The organism is Planococcus sp. CPCC 101016, from assembly GCF_007859295.1.
In the GTDB taxonomy this organism is placed as follows: domain Bacteria; phylum Bacillota; class Bacilli; order Bacillales_A; family Planococcaceae; genus Planococcus.
On sequence record NZ_VOHB01000004.1, the window covers coordinates 61306 to 84662 of the forward strand.

General features: G+C 45.0%; 22 protein-coding genes and 1 other annotated feature. Of the genes, 2 read left to right on the forward strand and 20 right to left on the reverse strand.

From position 1 onward, the window contains the following. Positions 1-91: 91 nt before the first annotated feature. Positions 92-1003 carry a UDP-N-acetylmuramate dehydrogenase gene (gene murB / locus FQV26_RS14635; protein WP_146558282.1) on the reverse strand — a complete coding sequence of 304 codons (912 nt, stop codon included), beginning with the start codon at positions 1001-1003 and terminating at the stop codon, positions 92-94. 202 nt (positions 1004-1205) lie between these two features. On the opposite strand from murB, the gene FQV26_RS14640 reads away from it, so the two are divergent. Continuing rightward, a complete protein-coding gene (locus FQV26_RS14640; protein ID WP_146558283.1) occupies positions 1206-1727 on the forward strand; it encodes a YceI family protein in 522 nt (173 codons plus the stop codon). A gap of 213 nt (positions 1728-1940) precedes the next feature. Here FQV26_RS14640 and FQV26_RS14645 read toward each other — a convergent pair whose 3' ends face one another. The 4 genes from FQV26_RS14645 to FQV26_RS14660 form a co-directional block, all read right to left on the reverse strand. Continuing rightward, positions 1941-3494: an FAD-dependent oxidoreductase gene (locus FQV26_RS14645; protein WP_315898447.1), complete on the reverse strand. Its 1554-nt coding sequence runs from the start codon at positions 3492-3494 to the stop codon at positions 1941-1943. A gap of 245 nt (positions 3495-3739) precedes the next feature. After that, positions 3740-4378 carry an FMN-dependent NADH-azoreductase gene (locus tag FQV26_RS14650; RefSeq protein WP_146558284.1) on the reverse strand — a complete coding sequence of 213 codons (639 nt, stop codon included), beginning with the start codon at positions 4376-4378 and terminating at the stop codon, positions 3740-3742. Positions 4379-4486: 108 nt separating this feature from the next. After that, complete coding sequence (locus FQV26_RS14655; RefSeq protein WP_146558285.1) at positions 4487-5194, reverse strand: DsbA family oxidoreductase; 708 nt, start codon at positions 5192-5194, stop codon at positions 4487-4489. A 410-nt stretch (positions 5195-5604) separates the two neighbouring features. Beyond that, entirely contained in the window at positions 5605-6531 is a 927-nt protein-coding gene (locus FQV26_RS14660) for a manganese-dependent inorganic pyrophosphatase (protein ID WP_146558286.1), read from the reverse strand. Positions 6532-6740: 209 nt separating this feature from the next. Between FQV26_RS14660 and FQV26_RS14665 the strand changes: the two genes are divergently transcribed. Beyond that, on the forward strand, positions 6741-7550 hold the full coding sequence (locus FQV26_RS14665) for a GNAT family N-acetyltransferase (protein WP_261384356.1): 810 nt from the start codon (positions 6741-6743) through the stop codon (positions 7548-7550). A gap of 41 nt (positions 7551-7591) precedes the next feature. Here the strand turns inward: FQV26_RS14665 and FQV26_RS14670 are convergent, their stop codons facing one another. The 15 genes from FQV26_RS14670 to FQV26_RS14735 all read right to left on the reverse strand — a co-directional run bounded on the left by FQV26_RS14670 (position 7592) and on the right by FQV26_RS14735 (position 23223). Beyond that, positions 7592-8887, reverse strand: a complete 1296-nt coding sequence (locus FQV26_RS14670; RefSeq protein WP_146558287.1) for an arsenic transporter — start codon at positions 8885-8887, stop codon at positions 7592-7594. 337 nt (positions 8888-9224) lie between these two features. Next, positions 9225-9746 carry a type 1 glutamine amidotransferase domain-containing protein gene (locus tag FQV26_RS14675; protein WP_146558288.1) on the reverse strand — a complete coding sequence of 174 codons (522 nt, stop codon included), beginning with the start codon at positions 9744-9746 and terminating at the stop codon, positions 9225-9227. A gap of 69 nt (positions 9747-9815) precedes the next feature. Continuing rightward, complete coding sequence (locus FQV26_RS14680) at positions 9816-10406, reverse strand: DNA-3-methyladenine glycosylase (protein ID WP_146558289.1); 591 nt, start codon at positions 10404-10406, stop codon at positions 9816-9818. Between the two features lie 20 nt (positions 10407-10426). Continuing rightward, positions 10427-11197 carry a tryptophan synthase subunit alpha gene (trpA, locus tag FQV26_RS14685; RefSeq protein ID WP_146558290.1) on the reverse strand — a complete coding sequence of 257 codons (771 nt, stop codon included), beginning with the start codon at positions 11195-11197 and terminating at the stop codon, positions 10427-10429. Next, the gene (trpB, locus tag FQV26_RS14690) at positions 11194-12990 is read right to left on the reverse strand and encodes a tryptophan synthase subunit beta (RefSeq protein WP_146558291.1); all 1797 of its coding nucleotides are present in this window, start codon (positions 12988-12990) and stop codon (positions 11194-11196) included. The genes trpA and trpB overlap by 4 nt, the downstream gene beginning before the upstream one ends. Continuing rightward, positions 12987-13760 (reverse strand): indole-3-glycerol phosphate synthase TrpC, encoded by a 774-nt coding sequence (gene trpC, locus FQV26_RS14695; RefSeq protein ID WP_146558292.1) that lies wholly within the window; start codon positions 13758-13760, stop codon positions 12987-12989. The genes trpB and trpC overlap by 4 nt, the downstream gene beginning before the upstream one ends. Further along, entirely contained in the window at positions 13757-14749 is a 993-nt protein-coding gene (trpD, locus tag FQV26_RS14700) for an anthranilate phosphoribosyltransferase (RefSeq protein ID WP_146558293.1), read from the reverse strand. The genes trpC and trpD overlap by 4 nt, the downstream gene beginning before the upstream one ends. 62 nt (positions 14750-14811) lie before the next feature. Next, positions 14812-15047: a binding site (T-box leader), on the reverse strand. 362 nt (positions 15048-15409) lie between these two features. Then, positions 15410-16387 carry a CaiB/BaiF CoA transferase family protein gene (locus FQV26_RS14705; RefSeq protein WP_146558294.1) on the reverse strand — a complete coding sequence of 326 codons (978 nt, stop codon included), beginning with the start codon at positions 16385-16387 and terminating at the stop codon, positions 15410-15412. Then, positions 16388-17536 (reverse strand): acyl-CoA dehydrogenase family protein, encoded by a 1149-nt coding sequence (locus tag FQV26_RS14710; protein WP_146558295.1) that lies wholly within the window; start codon positions 17534-17536, stop codon positions 16388-16390. It lies immediately after the preceding gene. 14 nt (positions 17537-17550) lie between these two features. After that, entirely contained in the window at positions 17551-18321 is a 771-nt protein-coding gene (locus FQV26_RS14715; protein ID WP_146558296.1) for a 3-hydroxyacyl-CoA dehydrogenase, read from the reverse strand. A gap of 28 nt (positions 18322-18349) precedes the next feature. Further along, positions 18350-19498 carry a thiolase family protein gene (locus FQV26_RS14720; protein WP_146558297.1) on the reverse strand — a complete coding sequence of 383 codons (1149 nt, stop codon included), beginning with the start codon at positions 19496-19498 and terminating at the stop codon, positions 18350-18352. A 273-nt stretch (positions 19499-19771) separates the two neighbouring features. Then, complete coding sequence (locus FQV26_RS18840; RefSeq protein WP_186759984.1) at positions 19772-20674, reverse strand: glycine betaine ABC transporter substrate-binding protein; 903 nt, start codon at positions 20672-20674, stop codon at positions 19772-19774. A 12-nt stretch (positions 20675-20686) separates the two neighbouring features. Then, positions 20687-21325, reverse strand: coding sequence for an ABC transporter permease (locus tag FQV26_RS18845; protein WP_186759986.1), 639 nt, complete (start codon positions 21323-21325; stop codon positions 20687-20689). Beyond that, positions 21322-22290, reverse strand: a complete 969-nt coding sequence (locus tag FQV26_RS14730; RefSeq protein ID WP_146558298.1) for an ABC transporter ATP-binding protein — start codon at positions 22288-22290, stop codon at positions 21322-21324. Before FQV26_RS14730 ends, FQV26_RS18845 begins: the two co-directional genes overlap by 4 nt. 87 nt (positions 22291-22377) lie before the next feature. Beyond that, positions 22378-23223 carry a GNAT family N-acetyltransferase gene (locus FQV26_RS14735; protein WP_146558299.1) on the reverse strand — a complete coding sequence of 282 codons (846 nt, stop codon included), beginning with the start codon at positions 23221-23223 and terminating at the stop codon, positions 22378-22380. Positions 23224-23357: the final 134 nt, after the last annotated feature.

Genomic DNA, 23357 nt, shown 5'->3' on the forward strand with positions numbered 1-23357 from the left:
AATTTACCAGCATGTCTTTTCTACACAACTTTACGTCATTGTTCATCAAAAAAAAGATGCCCCTGTTGAGGGACATCTCTTTTGATCAAATTTAGTCTTCTCCAACAATCTTCACTTCAAGCTCTAAATCAATACCGAACTTTTCCAAAACAGCCGCTTTCACCATCTCGATTGTCTGGATATAATCATTGGCAGAGGCATTGTTTTTATTAACAATAAATCCAGCATGCTTAGTGGAGACTTCCGCTCCGCCAAAGCCGCGCCCCTGAAGACCGCTGTCCTGGATCAACTTGCCTGCGAAATTACCTGGCGGCCGTTTGAAGACACTTCCGGCAGAAGGGAATTCCAAAGGCTGTTTTGTTTCTCGCTGGAATGTCAATTCACTCATTTTGGCATCAATAACGGTTTGCTTGCCGATTTCCAGTTCGAATTCGGCTGATAAAACGTAAAAGCCTTTTTTGGTAATAATGCTCTTCCGGTAGCCAAGATCCAAATCTTCTTTAGACAAAACCAGCTTTTCTCCTTCTTTTGAAAGGACAGTCGCCTGTTTGATGATGTCTTTGATTTCTCCACCGTATGCACCCGCATTCATCGCCATGGCGCCGCCAATGGAACCTGGAATACCACAAGCAAATTCAAATCCGGTTAATTGTTTAGCCGCAGCGGTTTTTGATACTTTCTTGATATTCGCTCCGCCCTGTGCATAAACTTTAGAACCTTCTATGCGAATTGCCTGCAAACTTTTTAAAGTCAAGACAATCCCACGATACCCTCCATCCCGTACGACCATGTTCGATCCATTTCCAAGAAGCAATAAAGGTATATTATTTTCATGTGCGTATTTTACTGTAAAAGCAGTTTCATCTTCAGTAGTAGGTGTCACAAAAATATCAGCAGGCCCACCCATTCTTGTTAAAGTATGAAGGTGTAGCGGCTCATCCATTTTGACGTGATCATCCGCTAAAAAACCGCGCAAGTCCGTCAGCCATTGTTCTTTCGTCATCTAAAGCAAATCCCTTCTAAACTTATAGCTTCTACTAGTATCCGATTTTCATCTTGATTTGACAAGCAATATAACAAGGTTCAGGTCAAAAGTCCAATAAAATATTATCTCGAATTCGAGAATACTTAATTAATAACTATTGACATTGAGATTTATTCCAGTTATATTAAGCACAGAACAATATTTCTAGGAGGAATTTAACATGAAAAAATGGATAGTAGACACAGCGCACTCAGAAGTTGGATTTTCTGTAAAACATATGATGATCTCTAAAGTAAAAGGTTCTTTTTCTTCTTACGAAGCAACTGTTGAAGCAAATGAAGAAGATTTACAAGGGGCATTGATCGACTTTAAAATCGATGTAGCAAGCATTAACACAAATAACACAGATCGCGACAACCACCTGCGTTCTGCAGATTTCTTTGATGCTGAACAATTCCCATACATTACATTCACAGCAAATGACATCGTCAAAAAAGGCGATGAATACGAATTGACTGGCGACCTTACAATGAAAGGTGTTACTCGTCCGGCAACTTTCGAAGTTGAATACGGCGGTAAAGGCACAAACCCGTGGGGTGTTGAAGTAGTTGCATTCAGCGTTGAAGGAAAAGTAAATCGCAAAGATTTCGGCCTTACATGGAACCAGGCACTTGAAACAGGCGGTGTAATGGTCGGCGAAGATATCAAAATCACTTTGGAATTAGAAGGCAACCCAGCTTAATAAAGAGAAATTCAAAAGCAGCGCGAGGAAAATTCCTCGCGCTGCTTTTTTACGAACGTTTTAATGTTTAGCTCCAGCTGCTAGATTCTAGAGTCATAATTCACTCCAAGTGCCTAGTTCTTTGGCATGTAAGCCGATCTGGCTGTGCGGCAAAAAGCGCCGCTTCGACTACCTGCCTTAAGCCCATCGATTCAGGACAGGCGCTCTTGCTTTTCAGTATTCCTGTTCAATTTTCTTCAATGGTTTAACAGCCGGTCCATTCAGCACATCTCCAGTGTAGGAGAAACGGGATCCGTGGCATGGACAATCCCAGGAGCGTTCCGCGTCGTTCCAATTGACTTCACATCCCATATGGGTGCAAGTCGTGTCAACGAGGTGGACTTGCCCATATTCATCGCGGTAGCCGCCTGCTTTTTTCTTCCCGACTTTGACTAAAGAACCTTCGTCTTTGCCCAGGTCCTCTACTGTCTTGGATGCTCTTTTCAGCTTTCCTTTGACCAGCTCTTTCGCAACCGATGCATTATCTTTCGCAAAGCTCGCAACATCCACTGCCTTCATTTTCGGACGAGTTGGGCTGAACACTGGCGCATAGCGATTTTCCTTGCCCAGCACCTGGTCTGTCAGCAGCATACCAGCCAACGCGCCGTTCGACATTCCCCATTTATGGAAACCGGTTGCCACCAGGATATTGTCATAGCCCGCTGTGATGGTTCCGATATAAGGAATTTTATCTAGCGTTGTCATATCCTGCGCTGACCAGCGATACGGAATCTCCTGGATATCGAAATGCTCATCACCGAACTTTTCTAGATTACGGTAATGCTCCATCGTTTCGCTCGAGCTTTTTCCTGTGGCGTGGCCATCGCCACCGATCAGCAGCAGCTTCTCTCCATTTTCACCCGGCGCATAGCGCAAGGAACGAGAAGGCATGTCTCCACTCACGTACATATCGTTCGGAACATTCCCATTCACTTTGGCTGCGATGATATACGAACGATTGATGGATAGACGCGAAAAATACATTCCGTCAAAATCGTTGAAAGGATAATGGGTCGCGACAATAACTTTATTGCACGATAAATGTGAAAGGTTTTCAGTTTGAATAACCGGGTCATTTTTACTCAGGATTTTCATGGCACGGGTTTGTTCATAGATTTTTCCGCCGAGGCGTTCAATTTCCTTCACCAGCCCAGCCAGGAATTTCACCGGATGAAATTGTGCTTGACCACGCATGACCACCGCTTCTTTCACTTGGAATGGCAATTCAACTTCATCTTTTGCCAATTCGCCGTCTATTCCCAGTTGGCGATAAGTTTCCGCCTCTTTTTCAACCAGCTTCGCTCCTATCGCTGTATTGGCGTAAACGAACGCATTGTGTTTGGAAAAATCGCAATCGATGCCAAGTTCTTCAGCAGTTTCTTCAATGAACTTCAATCCATCCATATTTGCCTGATAATAAAGCTTCGCTTGTTCTTCTCCTACCAGTTTGACTAATGGGTAATAAAAAAGGCCATGCTGAGCTGTTATTTTTGCAGTTGTATAACCTGTAACGCCATCAACCAACTTTCCAGCGTCGATCAATGTTACTTTTCTCCCGGCTTTCGCCAAAAGGTAAGCACTGATGATACCAACCATTCCTCCGCCAACAACAGCAATATCCGTAGACTCATTTTCCTGTAAAGCAGGATAGCTTGGGATATCCTTGTATTCTCTCCAGTACGACTTTTGCACTTCCGGAACCCGACTCACATTATCACTCTGCACCATGCCGTTCCTCCTTAAAAAGCTTTTAGTAAATGTCTACCCCTATTAAAAAATCTTAATCAGGTTCAAAGTTCAGCAATAGAAATTACCAGTTTTTTGTCCATACTGTCCAAAACAGATGAAATACTGTCCAACTTTCAAAAATACTGTCCGTTTTAGCTATTTTACTGTCCAATCTGCCAAATTTACTGTCCAAGAGATTAGGACAAAAAAAAAAGACCACCCTTTAAGGGCAGTCATTTTAAAAATTATGCGTTTATTTTCACTAATGAGTTTGCAGCTTGTTCTACGCGTTTCATACCTTCAGCAACAATTTCTTCAGCACGATCAGGGTACATGTTATGCCCTTCGATGATTACTTCTTCAATGTCAGTGATTCCGAAGAAGTCCATGATCAAACGGATATAGTTAACGCTCATTTCAGCAGGAGCCATTTCAGGTGTTGAATAAACTCCGCCGCGTGCGTTCAAGATGATTACTTTTTTCTCAGGTACAAGACCAACTGGGCCTTCAGCTGTGTACTTGAATGTAACGCCTGCACGGTAAACATAATCGATAAACGTTTGTAATGGTGCAGGAATTGTTTTATTCCATAATGGGAATGCGAATACAACCACATCAGCATCCATAAATGCGTCCATTGCTTTGTTCGCAGCAGTCAAAATGCGCTGCTCAAGTTCCGTCATTTCTTCAGCTTGGGCAGATTTTTGCATTGCATCGAAGAAATCCTGGCCGAAATATGGCATATCTTCTTTAAATACATCGAATGTATTTACGTTAAGTTCAGAACCAGGTCCAATAGAATCCATAAATACTTCGTACATTTTGCTTGAAACCCCTTCAGATGCGGGACGATTATTTGCTTTTACTACTAAAACGTTAGTCATTTTTTCAAAACTCCTTTTGTATTTATATTAAAATTATTTATCTCAAATTAAAAGCACTTTCTTATCATAAGAAATGGCAGAGTAAAAGTCAATTACTCTGCCTCATCCTTAATTTTCGCAGGAATCTCCTGTACAATAGCTGGTTTTACTCTTGCCCATCGGCTTCAGTTTTGGACGAATTCCTTCTTCTTCAGCGATTTGCTCCAGCGCTTCCACAAATGCTTCTAACGGCTGAGCGCCAGAAATTGCATATTTGCGGTTAACTACAAAGAAGGGTACGCCTTGTACACCAATTTGACCGGCTTCAGCTATATCTACCTGAACCTGTGCCATGAATTGATCAGATTCCAGTACTTGCTTCGCTTCCTCGCGGGACAAGCCGATCTCTTCCGCAATATTCAATAAAACCTCATGATTGCCGACATTTTTCGCTTCTACAAAGTACTGGTGCATAAGCTGTTCGGTCAGTTCTGCCTCTTTTTCTTGAGTTTCGGCCCATTTTACTAAACGATGAGCAGCCAATGTATTGGCTGCCACCATATTATCAAAATCATATTCCAACCCAACCGAGCGGGCATGCTGCGCCACTCCTTTAGTCATCTCTTTCGCCTGTTCCACAGTCTGCCCGAATTTTTTCGCTAAACTATCATATGTCGAGACAGCAGAATCAGTCGGCGTATTTGGATCCAATTGGTATGCCTTGAACGAAATCTCCGCCTGGCTTTCAAAACCCGATTGAACCAATGCCTTTTCCAACGTTCGCTTGCCTATATAACAGAATGGGCACACATAATCTGACCAAACTTCAATTTTCATATTATCCACCTCGCCATTAACTATAGCAACGAAAACAACAGCTCTCAATTTTTTTGCTTATGAAAAGAAAAGCGCAGGCGATCGAGCTGGACCTGACGGGCATAAGACGCGATGGCGAAGCGGCATCTTTTCAGCCGCACAGCCAGCGTGGCTTATGACCCCGAAGGTCTGATCGCCGGAGCTAGACAGTGAGAAAAGCGCAGGCGATCGTGCTGGACCTGACGGGCATAAGACGCGATGGCGAAGCGGCATCTTTTCAGCCGCACAGCCAGCGTGGCTTATGACCCCGAAGGTCTGATCGCCGGGGCTAGACAGTGAGAAAAGCGCAGGCGATCGAGCTGGACCTGACGGGCATAAGACGCGATGGCGAAGCCTCCAATACAATAAAAAAACTGACTCCCCTAAGGGAATCAGCTTAATGCTTCTGTAATTACAGGAACAATCTGTTTTTTGCGTGAGACAACGCCCGGCAGCAGGACACGGTTGTCCACTACACTTGATTTAAAGGCATCTTCAATAATTCCGGCTCTTTCGCCAAGAACGATGGCAACCGAATTATTGTTGAGAATATCCGTAACAGCAAACACAAAAAGGTCCAGACCTTTTGTTGAAATCGTATTTGTCATCAAGGTTTCAAGCTCTTTTTGGCGAACCATGACTTCTTCCACGTCAATTGCATTGACCTGGGCAACTTCAAATCGGTGATCACCCGCTTCGAATTCTTTGGAATCCAATGAGATCAAGTCTTCCAATGTTTTATTGCTCAAATCGGCTCCAGCTTTCAATAAGTCAAGACCGTAGTTTTGTGCATCGATATCAGCGATTTTCGCTAACTCAGAAGCAGCTTCCACATCTTGAGCTGTGCAAGTCGGTGATTTGAAAAGAAGTGAATCTGAAATAATAGCAGACAACATTAAACCAGCAATATTAGGCGGGACTTCTACCCCATTTTCTTTAAATAACTTCAATATTATAGTTGTCGTACAGCCCACTGGCTCGGCACGAAAATAAAGAGGATCTGTCGTTTCAAAATTAGCGATGCGGTGATGATCTACTACTTCAATCACTTGAACCTCGTTGATGTCTTCAGCACTTTGCTGGCGTTCGTTGTGATCCACTAAAATTACCTGTTTAGCTTCTTTCGCGACTTGTGTCACCAGTCTTGGCTGGTCGAACTTAAAAGTCTCTAAAGCAAATAAGGTTTCGTTATTCACTTCACCTAAGCGAATAGGTTCAGCAACCATGCCCAATTCATTCTTTAAATAAGCGTATGAAATGGCCGAACAAATTGAATCGGTGTCCGGATTTTTATGACCCAATACTAAAACATTTGACATGAATGATAGCCTCCTGAAAAACTTAGTTTCTGTGTTTATTCTATCACAATAACAGCAATTGAAAAAATTGAACTCGCCAGATAAAAAAATAAAACTAAAAGAGTATAAAGTTTATAGAATTATCTGTATTTTATAAATTCATTGTGTACTTTAGCACATGCGAATGGTATAATATGACTAACTAATTCAAAGTTAGGTGGAAGGAAGAGATGTCTGTGACTATTTTACTGGAAAAGAAATACATTCCTCTGGCCGATTATTTCTCCGGAGCGACGAATTCCTCAATAAAACTAACGTTTTCTGAAATCGAACAAATTATGGGGCAGAATTTGCCCAATGCCGCCTACTTGAATAAAAGCTGGTGGAAAAAGACGAAAGCACCAGCAAAACATTTTCACGCTTGGGTAGATGCGGGTTATTTTGTCAGCGATGTCGAACCAGATCGCTTTGTCGTCTTTGAAAGAGCTGATCTTTCGAATGGAAAAGGTTCAAATAATGATGATGAAGATCAAGATATCCTGTTGATCCGAACAGCAGAACATGGGGATGCACGTTCTCTTGCCGCTTTACAGAAAACCGTAGAATCTGAATCTGAGTTTATGCTGTATGCCAAAGATGAACGGACGCAATCCACCCAAAAAGTTCGCAAGCAAATTATCGAATGGAAACAAAGCGGCCATTCAACCATCATCATTGCCATCCTGAACGGCCAGCATGTCGGTTACTTGATGATTATGGGCAATGATGCAAAACGCGCTGCTCACCGGGCTTCAATTGATCTCGGCCTTCAAAAAGATGCACAAGGCAAAGGGATTGCACGATCTCTACTTGAAAAAGCCGAAGAATGGTCTAAAGAAAAAGGCATTACCCGCCTTGAAGTGACCGTCGTTGAAGAAAACGAACCCGCTCTCAAACTATATGAAAAAGCTGGTTTTGAATCTGAAGGGATCCGAAAAAAATCCATGATGATAAACGATAAACCCCATAACGAAATTTATTTAGCAAAGTTTTTGGATTAGAAAAAAGGAGCATGCCATTGGCATACTCCTTTTTTGTTGATTTAATTTAAGATCGTCAACCAAAAGTACAGTCCAGTCAAGGTAATGAACAAGGTCGGCACGGTCAAGATGATCCCGATTTTGAAATAATAACCCCACGTGATTTCCACACCTTTTGTTTTCAGTACATGGAGCCACAGTAAAGTCGCCAGTGATCCAATAGGTGTGATTTTCGGTCCTAGATCTGAACCAATGACGTTGGCATAGATCAAAGCCTCCCTCACTACACCTGTCGTATCGGTTTCTGCTATAGCCAATGCATCAATCATGACCGTCGGCATATTGTTCATGACTGACGATAGAATAGCTGCGATAAAGCCCATCCCAATAGTTGCAGCATACAAGCCATGACTCGCTGTCCATTCGATGGCCGTTGCCAGCACTGATGTCAGCCCTACGTTTCTCAAACCATATACGACCACATACATGCCAATGGAGAAAAAGACAATTGCCCAAGGCGCCCCTTTTAAAACAGTCATCGTTTCAACCGATTTGCTTCTTCTTGCAATGGCAAGGAAGATAATAGCAACTGTTCCAGCAATCAGAGAGACTGGAATATTTAAAGCTTCACTGCTGAAATAACCGATCAGCAAAATTACCAGCACTGCCCATGACAAGCGAAAAATCTGAATGTCTTTTATTGCGGAAGCCGGCGTCTTCAGTACACTGTCATCAAAATGTTTCGGAATATCTTTTCGGAAATACAAATATAGCACTAGCATACTCGCCGCAATACTGAATAAATTGGGCACCGCCATGCGAATTGCATATTCGGTAAACCCGATGCCAAAGAAATCTGCAGAAACGATATTGACCAAATTACTTACGACAAAAGGCAAAGATGCAGTATCGGCGATAAATCCACAAGCCATAATAAACGGCAAAATCATCGCATCTTTGAACTTCAATGCCCGAACCATTGCCAGTACAATCGGTGTTAAAATCAACGCTGCTCCATCATTCGCAAACAAAGCAGCCACAATTGCCCCAAGGATGATAACCAGGAAAAACATACGCAAGCCGCTGCCTTTGGCAAAACGCGCCATATGTAAAGCTGCCCATTCGAAAAATCCGATTTCATCAAGAATCAGGGAAATAATGATCAAAGCGACAAACGTCAATGTCGCATTCCAGACAATTCCGGTTACATCCCATACATCACCAAAATCAACTACGCCAAACAACAGGGCTACAATCGCCCCAGCAATCGCAGACCAGCCGATCGACAAGCCTCTTGGCTGCCAAATAACAAAAATCAAGGTGACGATAAAAATAATACTCGCTAACCAAACGTCCACTTTCTTCCAACTCCCTATTCACAATTCATTTTTCCTTTCGCAACCAGTTCCGGTTGCTTCATAACCAAAAACCCATCCAATTAAAGAATGCGCCAAGCATTTGTTGCCAAGTATTTTAATATCAACATTCGTTTCCAAATGCCTTTAAGAAATCGTTGCGTACCCATATTCCTGATCTCCACTTGCTTTTACATCACCCACTTATTATATAAGTAAACACTTATGTATACAAGAGAGAAATAAAAAAACCTCATACGAGGCATATTGCCAACTTATATTCCCTATTTCCCAGCAAAAAACCCAGATCAGCAATGCTGATCCGGGTTTTCCGTATTTATTAAGCCAACTGCTCCAGCACACGCAATGATTCGCGGTTGAAGGCCGGAAGATCGTCCGGCTGGCGGCTCGTTACCAATTGATCTTGGCATACGGCTACTTCTTCATCGACCACTGTTGCGCCTGCATATTCCATATCGACTTGAATCGACTTAAAGCCTGTCGCTTTACGGCCTTCCAACGCTTTCGCCGTAATCAATAATTGAGGCCCGTGACAGATTGCAAAGACGGGCTTCTTTGCATCCATAAACGCTTTTGTGAATTCCACAAAACGGTCATCGGCACGCAATTGATCGGGAGAAAATCCGCCAGGCAGGAACAGAGCATCGTAATCTTCCGGGCTGACATCATCGATTCCTTTATCGATGGTGACAACAGCTTCTCCCTGTTTGCCTGTAACTTCTTTGCCTGCCTCTTTTTCAATGGTGAAAACTTCGTGACCTGCATCATTAAACGCTTTCGATGGGTCTGTATATTCTACATCTTCGAACATATCTGTAATTAAAGTCGCGATTTTTGCCACTATCTTCCACTCCTTCTGTTTAATCATTCTCTTTCAGTATTCCACGAAAGCACAAAATTAAACACGGAATTAGCGGAATTTCGAGACAAACGGATTTTCCGATTCCCAAAACCGGTACGGGTAGTGAACCGCTTCAAGTGAATTGCCAATTCCAACACGCGGTCCTACTGAGACTGAATGGACTGAATCTCCCTGAGCGATATAAAGCGGCTTCTCGGAAAAATGATGTCCGTAATGAGCCATCGTGATGCCCATTGCCTTGGTCAGTTTTCCCGGTCCGCTGGTCCACTGCTTGATTGGCATATGTTTGCCGCGCAATTCTGCCATCAGGTCTATACCTTCCACTGGTTCGACTGCACGAATCAAAATCGCCCGCGGGGTTTCTTCCGGTCCGCTGACGACATTGATCAAAGTATGGGTATGCATTTGATACGTGTAAACAAGTCCAGGTTTTCCGAACATAATTTCTGTCCGTTTGGTGCGGCGGTTCCCAAAGCTGTGAGCTGCACGATCTTCCGCGCCCATATAGGCTTCGGTCTCCACGATGCGCCCAGCAACGATTCCTTCCGGCAATTCATGGACCAGAATCTGGCCAAGTAAATTGCGGGACAACTCCAAAGTCGGTGCATTGAAAAAATCAGCAGTGACTGGTGTAAACATAAAATCTCCTCCTATCGGCATTATACCGAATGGGCATTAGTCACTGCATGAATAAGCGGTTCAATTTCCTGAATTTTATCTGCATTGAACGCTTCGACAATCGCACTTCCTACAATGAAACCATCCACGTCATCACGCAGCATATCTACATGGCTGCTCTTTGAAATACCAAAGCCTGCATAGACCGGCACCGGACTTTTTCCTCGTACTTTGCGCATGAAAGCTTTAACGTCTTCCGACATTTCGTCACGCGATCCGGTAATGCCTTTAACCGTTACAGCATAGACAAACCCTTCCGCTTCACGAAGAATATCTTCCAATCGTGTATCGGTTGTCGTTAAAGTCACCAATTGAATCAGTTTGATATTTTCCTTATCGACGTAAGGCTGCACGAGCTGTTTATGCTCGTGAGGAAGATCTGGAATAATGACACCCGAAACTCCCGCCTTGCCACACTCAGCCGCAAACCGCTCCACTCCGAATTTCAGGACCGGATTCAAATAAGTCATGACCAGCAACGGAATTTCAACCTGGAATGTCCAACTTTTCATTTCTTCGAGTACCTTCTGAAGCGTAACCCCTTGTTTTAGGGCGCGGTTGCCCGCCGCTTCGATCGTTGGGCCGTCTGCTACAGGGTCCGAAAAGGGAATACCAATTTCAATAGCTGTCACGCCTGCTTTTTGCAGATACTGCACTTGCTCCTTCAAGCGGTCAAGACCGCCGTCTCCCGCCATAATATAAGCGACAAACGCTTTTTTCCCTGAACTTTTCAGCTGCTCGAGTCGATTCATGACAGTCCCTCCAATTTCTCTGCATACGTCGCCATATCTTTATCGCCGCGTCCTGATACACAAATGACCAGAATCTGATCGGCAGTCATCATCTTGGCTTGCTTTTCAGCTTCCGCAATGGCATGTGCCGATTCGAGAGCAGGAATGATCCCTTCTAGACGGGACATGCTAATGACCGCTGCCAATGCTTCTTTATCTGTGATGGAACGGTATTCAACACGGCCAATGTCTGCTAAATGAGCGTGTTCAGGACCAATTCCCGGATAATCAAGTCCAGCGGAAATCGAATGAGCTTCCTGTACCTGTCCCGAATCGTCCTGCAATAATTTCATTAGCGCTCCGTGGAGAACACCTTCCGTACCTTTAGTTAAAGTTGCAGCATGCTTATCGGTATCAACACCTTCACCAGCAGCTTCAACGCCAATCAACTGAACTTCTTTATCCTGAATGAACGGGTAGAACATGCCGATAGCATTGCTGCCACCTCCGACACATGCCAGAATAGCATCCGGAAGGCGCCCTTCTTTATCGAGAATCTGGCGCTTGGTCTCTTGGCCGATGACACTTTGGAAATCGCGGACCATCGTCGGAAAAGGATGTGGCCCGAGAGCCGAGCCAATCAGGTAATGTGTATCTTCTACATTGGCAACCCAATAGCGCAGGGCTTCATTAACGGCATCTTTCAAAGTAGCGCTGCCTTTTGTGACACTCTCAACACGTGCGCCCAAAAGCTTCATACGGAAAACATTCAATTGCTGACGTTTAATGTCTTCTTCTCCCATGAAAATGACACAGTCTAAGTCAAAAAGCGCACAAATCGTCGCTGTCGCCACACCATGCTGGCCCGCTCCCGTTTCCGCTACAATTTTTCTTTTGCCCATGCGCATGGCAAGCAGAGCTTGGCCGATTGCATTGTTCACTTTATGGGCACCGGTATGGTTCAAGTCTTCCCGTTTCAAATAGATTTTTGGTCCGCCAAGTGCCTCTGTCATCCGTTGCGCAAATGTCAGCGGCTGCTCACGCCCAACATATTCAGATAAATAATGATGATACTCTCTTTGGAATTCAGGATCTTCTTTTACCTCCTCGTAGGCATCTTCCAGCTCCTTAACTGCTTTCATCAAGGTTTCCGGTACGAATTGTCCGCCATATTTGCCAAAAAATCCTGTTTTTTCTATCGTCTGTTCCATCGAATCATCCTTTACCTGTTTAATGAATTCCTGTATCTTCGCTGAATCTTTGCGGCCATCTGTCTCGACTCCGCTTGAAACATCTACCATATAAGGGGTTGTTTGTCCGATTGCTGCATGGACATTTCCGGGATTCAAACCACCAGCTACAATCAGTCGCGATAAATCAATATCAGCGCCATGCAATAGCGACCAATCGAACACATTGCCGCTGCCTCCCCGGTAGTCGGTGCCTGGAGCGTCCACTAGTACATAATCAGCTTTGGAGTTCTTCAATTTTTCAACATCTTCTTTTGTACGGATTGAAAAAGCCTGGATTACCGGTACACGGATCGCTTGAATCAGGTCATCGGGTTCATCCCCGTGAAGCTGCACCATCGTTAATGGAACGCCTGCAACCGTGTCTTCAATTTCTTGTAGAGAAGCATTGACGAAAACCCCAATTTTATCTGTGTCTACCGGTATGTGCTTGGCCAATTCAGCTGCTTGCGCGATTGTCACTTGACGTTTGCTCGGAGCAAACACAAAGCCAATGGCATCCGCCCGCTTTGCTGCTTTGACGTGCTGCTCTTCCTTCAATCCACAGATTTTCACTTTGGTCATTTTATCGCCTCCTCACTGGTCGCCTCGCGAATCCAGCTGCCCGGATCTTCAGACCGCATCAGTGCTTCGCCCACTAAAATTCCAGATGCTCCACTCGCGTAAGCGAATTTTGCATCTTCTTTTGTATGCATCCCACTTTCGCTGATGAGTACACGTTCACCGTCGAACGGAAATTTTTCAGCCAATTGTGCAGTCTTTTCAATCGATACCTCAAAGGTCTTCAAATTGCGGTTGTTGACGCCGATTAATTTGGCATCCAGCTCCAACGCTTCCCGCAATTCCTCTTCATCATGAACTTCCACCAAAACTTCAAGCCCTTTAGAAATCGCATATTGATAAAGGCTGTGCAGCTGCTGCTTTTCCAACGCTGCGACAATCAGCAGGATAATCGTTCCTCCTGCATGTTGAGCACGGTCAATTTGAATTTCGCTGATCATGAAATCTTTGCACAGAACCGGAATTGAAACAGCTTGCGCCACTTCTCTCAAGTCATCGATGGACCCTTTAAAATAAGTCTCGTCAGTCAGTACTGAAATTGCGGCCGCTCCCGCCTCTTCGTATTTTTTAGCTTGCGCCACAATATCTACTTCTATCTGAATATCGCCTTTTGACGGCGAAGCACGTTTGATTTCTGATATGACGCCATTTTTTTCCTGAAGGCGCTGCAGCAGTTTTGATTTCTCCGGAAAACTGCTGTTTTCTGGTTCAATCTTTGAATACGTTTTTATTTCCTGGTGCTTCGTCGCGATAATTTCATCCAATATCGTCATACCAATACCTCCGTTGCCAACCGGTGCAAGTCGAATACACGCGCGGTTTCGCCTGATTTGATTGATGCTTTTGCCTGCTGCACACCTTCTGCCACCGTTTTAGCCTTCCCGCTGACATACAATACAGTTCCCGCGTTTAAAGCTACTGTATCCAAATAAGGGCTATCGGTCCCTGACAATACATCCATGAAGATTTCTGCATTGCGTTCAGGTTCACCTCCACGAATCGCTTCTATCGGCGCCACTTCCAAACCGACCTCATTCGGATGGATAGTCATTTCCCGCTTGCCTTGTTCATCAAAAACAATCAATTCGTTTGTACCAGCAAGCGATAATTCATCCAACCCGCCTGCTCCGTGAACCAATGCGCCCTTTTTTCGGCCCAACCGGATCAAGGCATCGGCCATCGGCTCCAACATATCGCGGCGGTAAACACCCGTCATTTGAATAGTGATTGGCAAGGGGTTTGCTAAAGGCCCCACCAAGTTGAAGATCGTCGGTGTGCCGATATCTTTACGAATTTGACGCATACGCCCAAGTGCAGGATGGATCGCTGGTGCAAATAAAAGCGCAATTCCCGTTTGCTCGAGAATAGCCGGTATTGACGCAACATCCGTTTCTGTTGAAATACCGAGCGCTTCCAATACATCCGAACTGCCAGTTTTGCTGGATACACTGCGGTTGCCATGTTTAGCAACGGTTAATCCACACCCTGCAAGTACAAAGGCCGTCAAGGTACTTATATTGAAGCTGTAAGAACGATCGCCGCCGGTTCCACAAACATCAATCAGTTCGCCTTCTACTGTCGGCAACTCCACCGCTTTTTCACGCATTGCTTTAACCAATCCCACTAATTCATCTGCAGTTTCGCCTTTTTTATGCAATCCGGATAAAAAGTTCTTCACTTGTTGATCATCTATTGTGCCGTTCAACATTTCCAATGATTTTTCATACATCTCTTGTTCGCTCATATTCTCTGCTCTGCTCATTCTAATCTCTCCTCAACTCGTTTTTAGATGCAAAAATCCCCGCAACCAGATAGCTATCTGATTGCGGGGACGGGTTAAAACCGCGGTACCACCACGCATTAATGCATTAAATTTCTGCACTCACTTAAACAGGCTCTTCGCCTTTCCCTTTAACGCAGGGCTTACGTCTCCCTTACTCGCTTCCGCTTTCAGGTCAGCTCTCCTAAGTCCATTCGCGCAGATCACCCAATCAGCTTTCACCAGCCGCTGACTCTCTAAATGGATTTCCCTGCCTACTCGTCTCAATCCTCGATTTATACACTCTTCTATTCTAGTCTTCTCTAAGCTCTTCTCTCAAAAGGACTTGCTTCTCGTACAACAAGTTGTCCCTTATGTTAAAAGGTTTTGTTTATTCTGTCAAGTAAAAGAAAAGCGGAAGCGGCCATGTAGGTCCGACGGGCATAAGACGCACTGGCGAAGCGGCATGTTTTCAGCCGCACAGCCAGGGTGACTTATGACCCTAGGGCCTGGCCGCTGGAGTCTAGACAACAAGAAAAGCGGAAGCGGCCGTGTAGCTCTGCCGGGCATAAGCCAAACCGGCGAAGTGGCGCTTTTTGCCACACAGCTGGGTTGGCTTATGACCCTGGGACGAAAGAAGACAACAATGGCGAATCCATCATGTCACACCAGGCTCCTTTTTGCTCTGATTTTTTCAACAAAAAATGGGTGCTCATGGCGTTCGTGTGCCTTTAATACAGGAGCTAAACAAGCATCTACCTGCAGCGATATCCGGTACCACTCCCGCCAATTCTTTGATTTGAAAAATTCAGCTACTTTTTGGTGTTCATGACTTCCTAAAGGCCGTTCGCCCCATTCCAGCCATTCCGGCCGTTGGGCAAAATCACAGAAAGCACGCCAAAATTTGTCTTCTAGAGCACCCAAGGTCATATAACGCCCATCTTTTGTTTCATAAATGGAATAACTGACCCGAGTTCCGCCAATTTCAGGAATCCCATTATCCGAGATTCCTTCTTCATGATAAACATCATGATTGCCAAGAAATTCTGCCATGACTTCAACCAACGCAATATCCAGGTACTGGCCTTGCCCCGTCCGAAACTTTTTTAACAAAGCTGCCAATAGTTGCTCAGACGCCAGTAATCCGCCAGTAAAATCAGCCAATGTATTGGTTGGATGTATCGGCTTGCCAGAAGCGTCCTTCAATTGATCCAAGGCACCTGACAAAGCCATATAATTCAAGTCGTGGCTGCCTAAGCCTGCCATTTCTCCCGTTTGCCCATAACCTGATAGTGAACAGTAAACCAAGTCCGCCTTTACAAGCTTCAGGCTGTCATAATCTAATCCCAGCTTTTTCATGACTCCGGGTCGGAACGTTTCAATAAGTGCATCGGCATTTTTAACCAAATTCAGCATTTCGAGACGCCCCTCAGCTGATTTTAAATCAATGTGAACGATGGTCTTCCCGCGATTATTGGCCCGGTGGACATGTCCGCCACTCATATAGCGAGCCGGGTCGCCTGTAGGAGGTTCGACTTTGATGACTTCTGCGCCCAATTCAGCAAGCCGCATGCTGGCATACGGTCCTGGAACATAATACGTAACATCCAGTATACATACACCTTTTAACGCCTCTTTCATTTATAGGCCCATCCGTTTGGCGATGATGGTCTTCATAATTTCATTGGAACCGGCGTAAATGGCTGCTACTGGAATATCCCGGTACCGGCGCGCGATTTTATATTCCTCCATATAGCCATATCCGCCATGCAGTTGCATGCATTCTCCCGAAATTCTTTTAGCCGTGTCGGTCAGCCAATATTTCGCCATCGACACTTTGGAAACAATATCTTTTCCAGCCATATGGTCTTCAATCAGAGATTCTAAAAAAGAATGACCGAGCTCGATTTCAGTGGCCATTTCCACCAATTTGAATTGGGAGTTCTGAAACGATCCGATCGGCTTGCCAAAAGCTTTTCTTGATTTTACGTATTCCAATGTCATTTCCAGCATATCCTCGGAAGCGACTTGCGCTGCCATAGCGACCACCAGACGTTCCTGCTGCAATTTTTCCATCAAGTAAGTAAAGCCTTTGTTTTCTTCTCCGATCAAGTTGGCTGCGGGAACTATGCAGTCCTCAAAATACAGTTCGGACGTATCTTGTGCATGAAGGCCGACTTTATCCAGTTTGCGTCCTTTTTCGAAGCCTGGCGTCCCTTCCTCTACCATTAACAAAGAAATCCCGCGGTGCTTCGGTTCTGCTTTCGGATCGGTTTTCACCACGACCAGCACCAAAGTCGAATTGATGCCGTTAGTAATAAACGTCTTCTGGCCATTGACGATATAATTGTCACCATCGCGCACAGCCGTGGTCGATATATTCGCTAAGTCAGAACCAGCACCGGGTTCGGTCATGGCAATCGCTGTAATATGGTCGCCTGTAACACAGCCCGGCAGCCATCTTTGCTTTTGTTCATCGTTTCCGTATGCCTCGATATAAGGCACCGTAATGTCATTATGCAGACCCACACCTGTTAAACTGGCACCCACGCGTTCCATCTCTTCCCCGATGACAACCGCATAACGGAAATCAAGTCCAAGCCCACCATATTGTTCGTCTACCTGCGGACTCAAAAAACCCATATCCCCAAGCTTTTTCCAGAATGACTTCGGAATGAGCCGGTCTTTTTCCCACTGGTCGTAATTCGGAATCGCTTCCTTTTCCAAAAATTTACGCAAAGACTTGCGAAACATTACATGCTCTTCTTCCTCAAAACGATATTTCGCCATTCTGTTCATCCCCCTTATTTCGGCTGCATTCGGATTGCTCCATCTAGTCGGATCGTTTCCCCATTCAGCATCGGATTTGTTGTAATACTTTCTACTAAGTGGGCGTATTCAGCAGGTTTTCCGAGTCTAGCGGGAAATGGAACAGCTGCAGATAACGACGCTATTGCCGCATCCGGCAACCCCTCTACCATGGGCGTTTCCATTAATCCCGGCGCTATCGCCATGACACGGATTCCATCTCTTGCCAATTCTCGGGCAATCGGCAAAGTCATCGATACTACCCCGCCCTTAGAAGCACTATATGCCGCTTGGCCAATCTGACCTTCAAATGCCGCAACGGACGCTGTCGAAACAATGATTCCGCGTTCTCCACCTTCGTTTGGTTCATTTTTTTGCATGGCTGCTGCCGCGATGCGAATCACATTAAAAGTGCCGATTAAATTCACCTTGATAACTTTTTCAAATTGTTCAAGTCCAATTGGCGTGCCTTTAGACAACACTTTACCGGGAGTGCCGATTCCAGCACAATTGACCACCAAATTGATGCCCCCGAATTGTTCAAGCGTTTCACTGATATTCTGTTCAACTTGTCCTGCATCGGTGACATCGGTTTCTTTGTAGATGACCGATTCCTCCCCCAACTCTTCAATCAGTTTTGTCGCAAGTTCCGTGTTTAAATCAAAAATAGCTGCTTTTCCCCCACTTTTTGCAATGCGGCGCACCGTCGCTTCCCCAAGCCCGGATGCTCCACCTGTAACTACTGCCTTTACTGTTGAAAAATCCATCCTCATCCCCCTAAGTCTTCAATATGACCTATAACTTTTCAATGATAGTGGCATTCGCCATTCCCATTCCTTCACAAATCGCCAGCAAACCATAACGGCCACCTGAACGTTCCAGTTCATGGAGCAACGATACCAGCAATTTGGTTCCTGTCGCGCCAAGCGGATGACCAAGTGCAATCGCTCCGCCATTGACATTCAATTTCTCCGGATCTCCGCCGATATCTTTCAACCACGCCAGCGGTACTGGTGCAAATGCTTCATTGACTTCGTAGCGATCCATGTCGCCGATTTCAAGTCCTGCTTTCTTCAGGACTTTTTTCGTCGCCGCTATCGGACCTGTGAGCATCAAGGTCGGATCGGAACCGACCACTACACGCGCTAAAATACGGGCTTTCGGCTTTAAGCCAAGTTCCTGCGCTTTCTCACTGGACATCAACAAGACAGCTGAAGCGCCATCACTCATTTGACTGGCATTGCCAGCAGTAATCACACCACTTTCATCGAAAGCTGTTTTCAAACCCGCCAGCACTTCCTGTGTCGTTCCAGGGCGTGGACCTTCATCTACGGCAATGACTTCTTTCTCACCATCAGTTTCATGCATTTCAATTGGGACAATTTCGCGTTCATAATGTCCAGTATGAATAGCATTTTGTGCACGTTCATGGCTTTGTACCGCATAATCGTCGAGTTGCTGTCGCGTGAATCCCCATTTTTCTGCGATGCGTTCTGCTGATAGCCCTTGATTGATGATCTCGTATTGATCAGTCAATTTCCGGCTTGGCTTTGCACCTTGCATATTGGAAAACATCGGTACACGCGTCATACTTTCTACGCCGCCCGCAATGACGATATCCATATCTCCCGCCAAAATTGCCTGTGCACCAAAATGTACTGCCTGTTGACTCGAACCACATTGACGATCAATTGTGACGCCAGGGACATGATCCGGAAAACCTGCAATCAGCGCTGCGGTGCGGGCGACATTGCCGCCTTGCTCTCCTGACTGCGAAACACACCCCAAAATGACATCTTCCACCTTGCTTTTATCCACACCCGCACGTGTCACTAACGCTTCTAATACAAAAGCAGCCAACTCGTCAGGACGCATGTCAGCAAACTGCCCTTTTCTTCTTCCTACAGGTGAACGCACCCCTTCTACAATGACAACTTCTCTCAAATCCCTCACCTCATTATCCATTATTGAAATCGCTTTCATTTAACCGAATTGAATGACTATTCACTCATTTATTCTATTGTACAAGAACCTTTTCTTAAATACTACAAGAAAAGTACAAGGAAATCGTCCGAACTCTCTCCATTTCCGAAGAGCTAAAGACTCTGCTTGTTTGTTCGCAAAGTTCGCAGCTCCCACAGCAAATATCTTTTGAAAAGAAAAAACGACTGTCTTCAGAAGCCATGCTACATGACTTTCTGAACAGCCGTTTTTGCTTTATTCTTCAATTAATCCTTTTTCAATGAGGAACTCACGAGCAACGTCGCTGGCTGCTTCCTGGTCTACATCAATTCGTGAATTCATGGCCAACATCTCTTCTTCGCTGATTTGACCAGCAAGCCCACTTAACACTTCCTCAAGCTCTGGATACTCTTCAAGTGTTTCCATTCGTACAACAGGTACTGCATCGTATTTAGGGAAAAATGATTGATCATCTTCCGTTGTTTCTAAATCGAATAATCCAATGCGGCTATCTGTTGTAAAAGCCGGAATGACATCCACCTCTCCACTATTGACCGCTTCGTACATAATGGCCGGATCAAAGCTTTCCGTTGCCGAAAATTCGAATGGATAAGTAGCGACCAAATCATCAAATCCATCTCCCTGGCGCTCATAGAAAGGGTGCGGCGCTCCGAAGCGCATATTCTCCGACTTTGAAATTTCTGCTAGCTCTGAATAGGTTTCAGCGTCATAGCCGCTATCTTTTGAATACGCTAATGTATAGCCATTTTCGAATCCGAGCGGCTCAAGCCAGGTTGCATTCAATTGCTCTTCATAGCCTTCTCTGACAATTTCTAAAACTTCTTCTGAAGATTGGCCAGGTACCGACTCTTCCTTTAATACATCTTTCAACCCTGTGCCCGTATATTCCACGTACATGTCAATGTCGCCTTTTTCTAAAGCAGGTGTCAAAATTGATACTTCACCAAGACCGTCTTCGTACTCCACTGTGTATTCTGAGTTTGCTTCAATATATTGTCCAAGAATATGAGGAAGAATGTATTGCTCCGTCCACGGCTTGCCACCGATTACAAGTGGTTCTGATGCATCTCCACCCGATCCACATCCTGCAATGATTGTTGTGCCAGCCAATAAAATACCAAATGCTGTCTTTTTCATTCTCATTTCCTCCTATGTTTTTAAGCCTTTTGGCGTCGCTCTCTTTTCAATCCATTTCAAGATCTGATCAAATCCAATGGCCAGCAAAGCAACTGGAAGCGCACCTGCCAGAACCAACGAATTATTATACGATTGCAACCCTCGGTAAATGATATCTCCTAGACCGCCTGCCCCCACAAAAGTTGCAAGTGTAGCAATTCCCACAGTCAATACCGTTGCAGTCCGAATTCCGGCCATGATAAATGGCAATGCGAGCGGCAATTCGATTTGACGCAGGATCTGCGTCCGCGTCATGCCCATTCCACGTCCCGCTTCAATCGTCGAGCCATCGACACCGACGATTCCCGCATAGGTGTTTCGCAGAATCGGCAGCAAAGCATAAATGATGAGTGCAATTAATGCAGTCGGTGAGCCAATTCCTAAAATCGGCACCAAAAAGCCAAATAAAGCGAGACTCGGTATTGTTTGAAAAATAGCCGTCACGCCAATAATCGGCTCAGCGTAGCGCCGGTAACGAGTAATGACAATTCCCAATGGCAATGCAATGGCAATACCGATAGCTACCGCTACAAAAGACAAATACATATGCTCTAAAAGCGCACTGATGATCATGTCCTGCCGATTTACGAGAGTATCCAGGAAATTCCTCATGCCAGTACCCCCGTTTCCTTGACAAGCGCCGCTTTCAATAGATCACGGGCATTGGCATAAGCCACAACTTGTCCGCCTTTACTGATAGCCAAGTAGTTTTGATCGCTGTTGTCCAGCTGTAGAAAAGCATTTTCGATCGTAGCGTCAGCGGAAATCTTTTCAGCATCCCCTGCCCAATCGGTAACAAACAAGTCCAGAAACTCGATTAACCTCTTTTCTCCGAATGTACGCTTTTGATTGATGCGTTCTACTCCGATGAAATTTCGAACAAATTCATTCGCGGGTTCATCAATTAATTGCTGCGGCGTCCCTACTTGTTCTACTTGTCCGTCACGCATTACGATGATAGAATCTGCGATTTTCAGAGCCTCATCCATATCGTGCGTGACAAAAACAATGGTTTTATTTATCGTTTGCTGCAGATTTCGAAGCTCGTCCTGCAATTGTTCCCGGCTGATGGGATCAAGTGCCGAAAACGGCTCGTCCATTAAAACAATATTGGGGTCTCCAGCCAGCGCACGAACCACTCCTACACGCTGCTGTTGTCCCCCGCTCAATTCAAGTGGATAGCGATCCATATAAATTTCCGGATCCAAACCGACCAGCTCGAGCAATTCGCGTACCCGCTCTTCTTTTTTAGATTTTGGCCATTCCAATAATTTCGGGACCAGTGCTACATTGTCAGAAATGGTCATATGAGGGAATAAGCCGATGCGCTGAATGACATAGCCGATCGAACGACGCAGTTGGACTTCATCCATGCCATTTATAGGGTTGTCGTCAATATAGATGCTTCCAGCAGTCGGTTTCTCTAACTTATTGATCATTTTCATTAAAGTGGTTTTACCGCATCCGCTGGGGCCGATGATAGCAGTCAATTCATGAGTGGGAAGAACGAGTGAAATGTCCTTTAATGCTTCCGTTCCATCCGGAAAGCGCTTTGTGACATTTTCAAATCGAATCATAGCCTCCGCTCCCTTCTGATTCTTTCAGCCTAGCTTTTTTATACCCTATGCAAGCTCACATTACTCCTCAAAACTTTAACAGAAAACTTATTGCTCTTCAAAAACAAGGTGTACGGGATTGGCAATCTGCTCATACCCAATCTCCCTGTAGATTTTATTGGCTGTCGCATTATCGAGATCCGTGTAGAGCGTAACGAAATCAAATTCCATCAGCAATTCATCCGTCACTTCTGCTACCAATGTACGGGCGTACCCCTTGCCGCGCTTGCTCTTCGGTGTAAATACAAAAGAAACGGTTATGCCGTTTTTTGAAGGACGTGATTTCTTCATGCAGGAAACGACCCTTCCATCGACTTCCCATACATATACTTCCTTCCTTTCCAAAAAGGCAGCAATCCGATGGGCGGCTTCCGTCTTCGTAGACTGGTTAATTCCCGTTTCCTCTTCAAAAAGCCTATACCATTCTTCAAGAATTTCTGCATCTTTTTTACTAGCAATCCGCCAAGAGCCTTCACTCTTCCGCAAGCCTTTATTGACCGCGTCGATTCGATATAAGCCTTGATTCATCAATACTTTCACTTGCTCTCCTGTTTCATGGGTCCATGCTTCTGCAAAAAGATGGCATGTCTCCTGCTCTCCCACAATTCCACTGACTTCGATTCCCAGATTTTGCAGATGCCCGGCAATCTCTTTCTCGATGTTAGGGAAGTGCTGTAGAATCACCAATTGCAAAGCATGCGGCGGCGTCATGAGGCAAACCGCCACTATTTCGCCTTCTTCTTCTGCAATAGCCAAAAAGTAATCCTCGTACTGATTAGCCTGAATTTGCCCAAGAATACCTAAGAACAAGCTATAGATGTCTTCATTCCGATACAAGATCGGCGATACTCTTTCTGAAAAAACTGCCGAATCCGAGTAAATAAGCAATTCCATTTTCCCACGCCCATTCCTGTCATAATTCTTCATCCTAATGTATTAGCTATATTATGGAAAATCTCCTTCTTATCCATGTTGTTTCTTCAATAAAAAACAACGTCTTCCGAAGCGGTATCGGAACCGTTGTTTTT

Bases quoted from the DNA above. Each gene is read 5' to 3' on its own strand.
- FQV26_RS14705 (WP_146558294.1), bottom strand. From the start codon at position 16,387: ATGAAAGAGGCGTTAAAAGGTGTATGTATACTGGATGTTACGTATTAT.
- FQV26_RS14640 (WP_146558283.1), top strand. From the start codon at position 1,206: ATGAAAAAATGGATAGTAGACACAGCGCACTCAGAAGTTGGATTTTCT.
- FQV26_RS14735 (WP_146558299.1), bottom strand. From the start codon at position 23,223: ATGGAATTGCTTATTTACTCGGATTCGGCAGTTTTTTCAGAAAGAGTA.
- trpD (WP_146558293.1), bottom strand. From the start codon at position 14,749: ATGAGCAGAGCAGAGAATATGAGCGAACAAGAGATGTATGAAAAATCA.
- FQV26_RS14660 (WP_146558286.1), bottom strand. From the start codon at position 6,531: ATGTCAAATGTTTTAGTATTGGGTCATAAAAATCCGGACACCGATTCA.
- FQV26_RS14650 (WP_146558284.1), bottom strand. From the start codon at position 4,378: ATGACTAACGTTTTAGTAGTAAAAGCAAATAATCGTCCCGCATCTGAA.
- FQV26_RS14665 (WP_261384356.1), top strand. From the start codon at position 6,741: ATGTCTGTGACTATTTTACTGGAAAAGAAATACATTCCTCTGGCCGAT.
- trpA (WP_146558290.1), bottom strand. From the start codon at position 11,197: ATGAATCGACTCGAGCAGCTGAAAAGTTCAGGGAAAAAAGCGTTTGTC.
- FQV26_RS14655 (WP_146558285.1), bottom strand. From the start codon at position 5,194: ATGAAAATTGAAGTTTGGTCAGATTATGTGTGCCCATTCTGTTATATA.
- FQV26_RS14680 (WP_146558289.1), bottom strand. From the start codon at position 10,406: ATGTTTACACCAGTCACTGCTGATTTTTTCAATGCACCGACTTTGGAG.
- trpB (WP_146558291.1), bottom strand. From the start codon at position 12,990: ATGACCAAAGTGAAAATCTGTGGATTGAAGGAAGAGCAGCACGTCAAA.
- murB (WP_146558282.1), bottom strand. From the start codon at position 1,003: ATGACGAAAGAACAATGGCTGACGGACTTGCGCGGTTTTTTAGCGGAT.
- FQV26_RS14645 (WP_315898447.1), bottom strand. From the start codon at position 3,494: ATGGTGCAGAGTGATAATGTGAGTCGGGTTCCGGAAGTGCAAAAGTCG.
- FQV26_RS14710 (WP_146558295.1), bottom strand. From the start codon at position 17,536: ATGGCGAAATATCGTTTTGAGGAAGAAGAGCATGTAATGTTTCGCAAG.
- FQV26_RS18840 (WP_186759984.1), bottom strand. From the start codon at position 20,674: ATGAAAAAGACAGCATTTGGTATTTTATTGGCTGGCACAACAATCATT.
- FQV26_RS18845 (WP_186759986.1), bottom strand. From the start codon at position 21,325: ATGAGGAATTTCCTGGATACTCTCGTAAATCGGCAGGACATGATCATC.
- FQV26_RS14730 (WP_146558298.1), bottom strand. From the start codon at position 22,290: ATGATTCGATTTGAAAATGTCACAAAGCGCTTTCCGGATGGAACGGAA.
- trpC (WP_146558292.1), bottom strand. From the start codon at position 13,760: ATGACGATATTGGATGAAATTATCGCGACGAAGCACCAGGAAATAAAA.
- FQV26_RS14715 (WP_146558296.1), bottom strand. From the start codon at position 18,321: ATGGATTTTTCAACAGTAAAGGCAGTAGTTACAGGTGGAGCATCCGGG.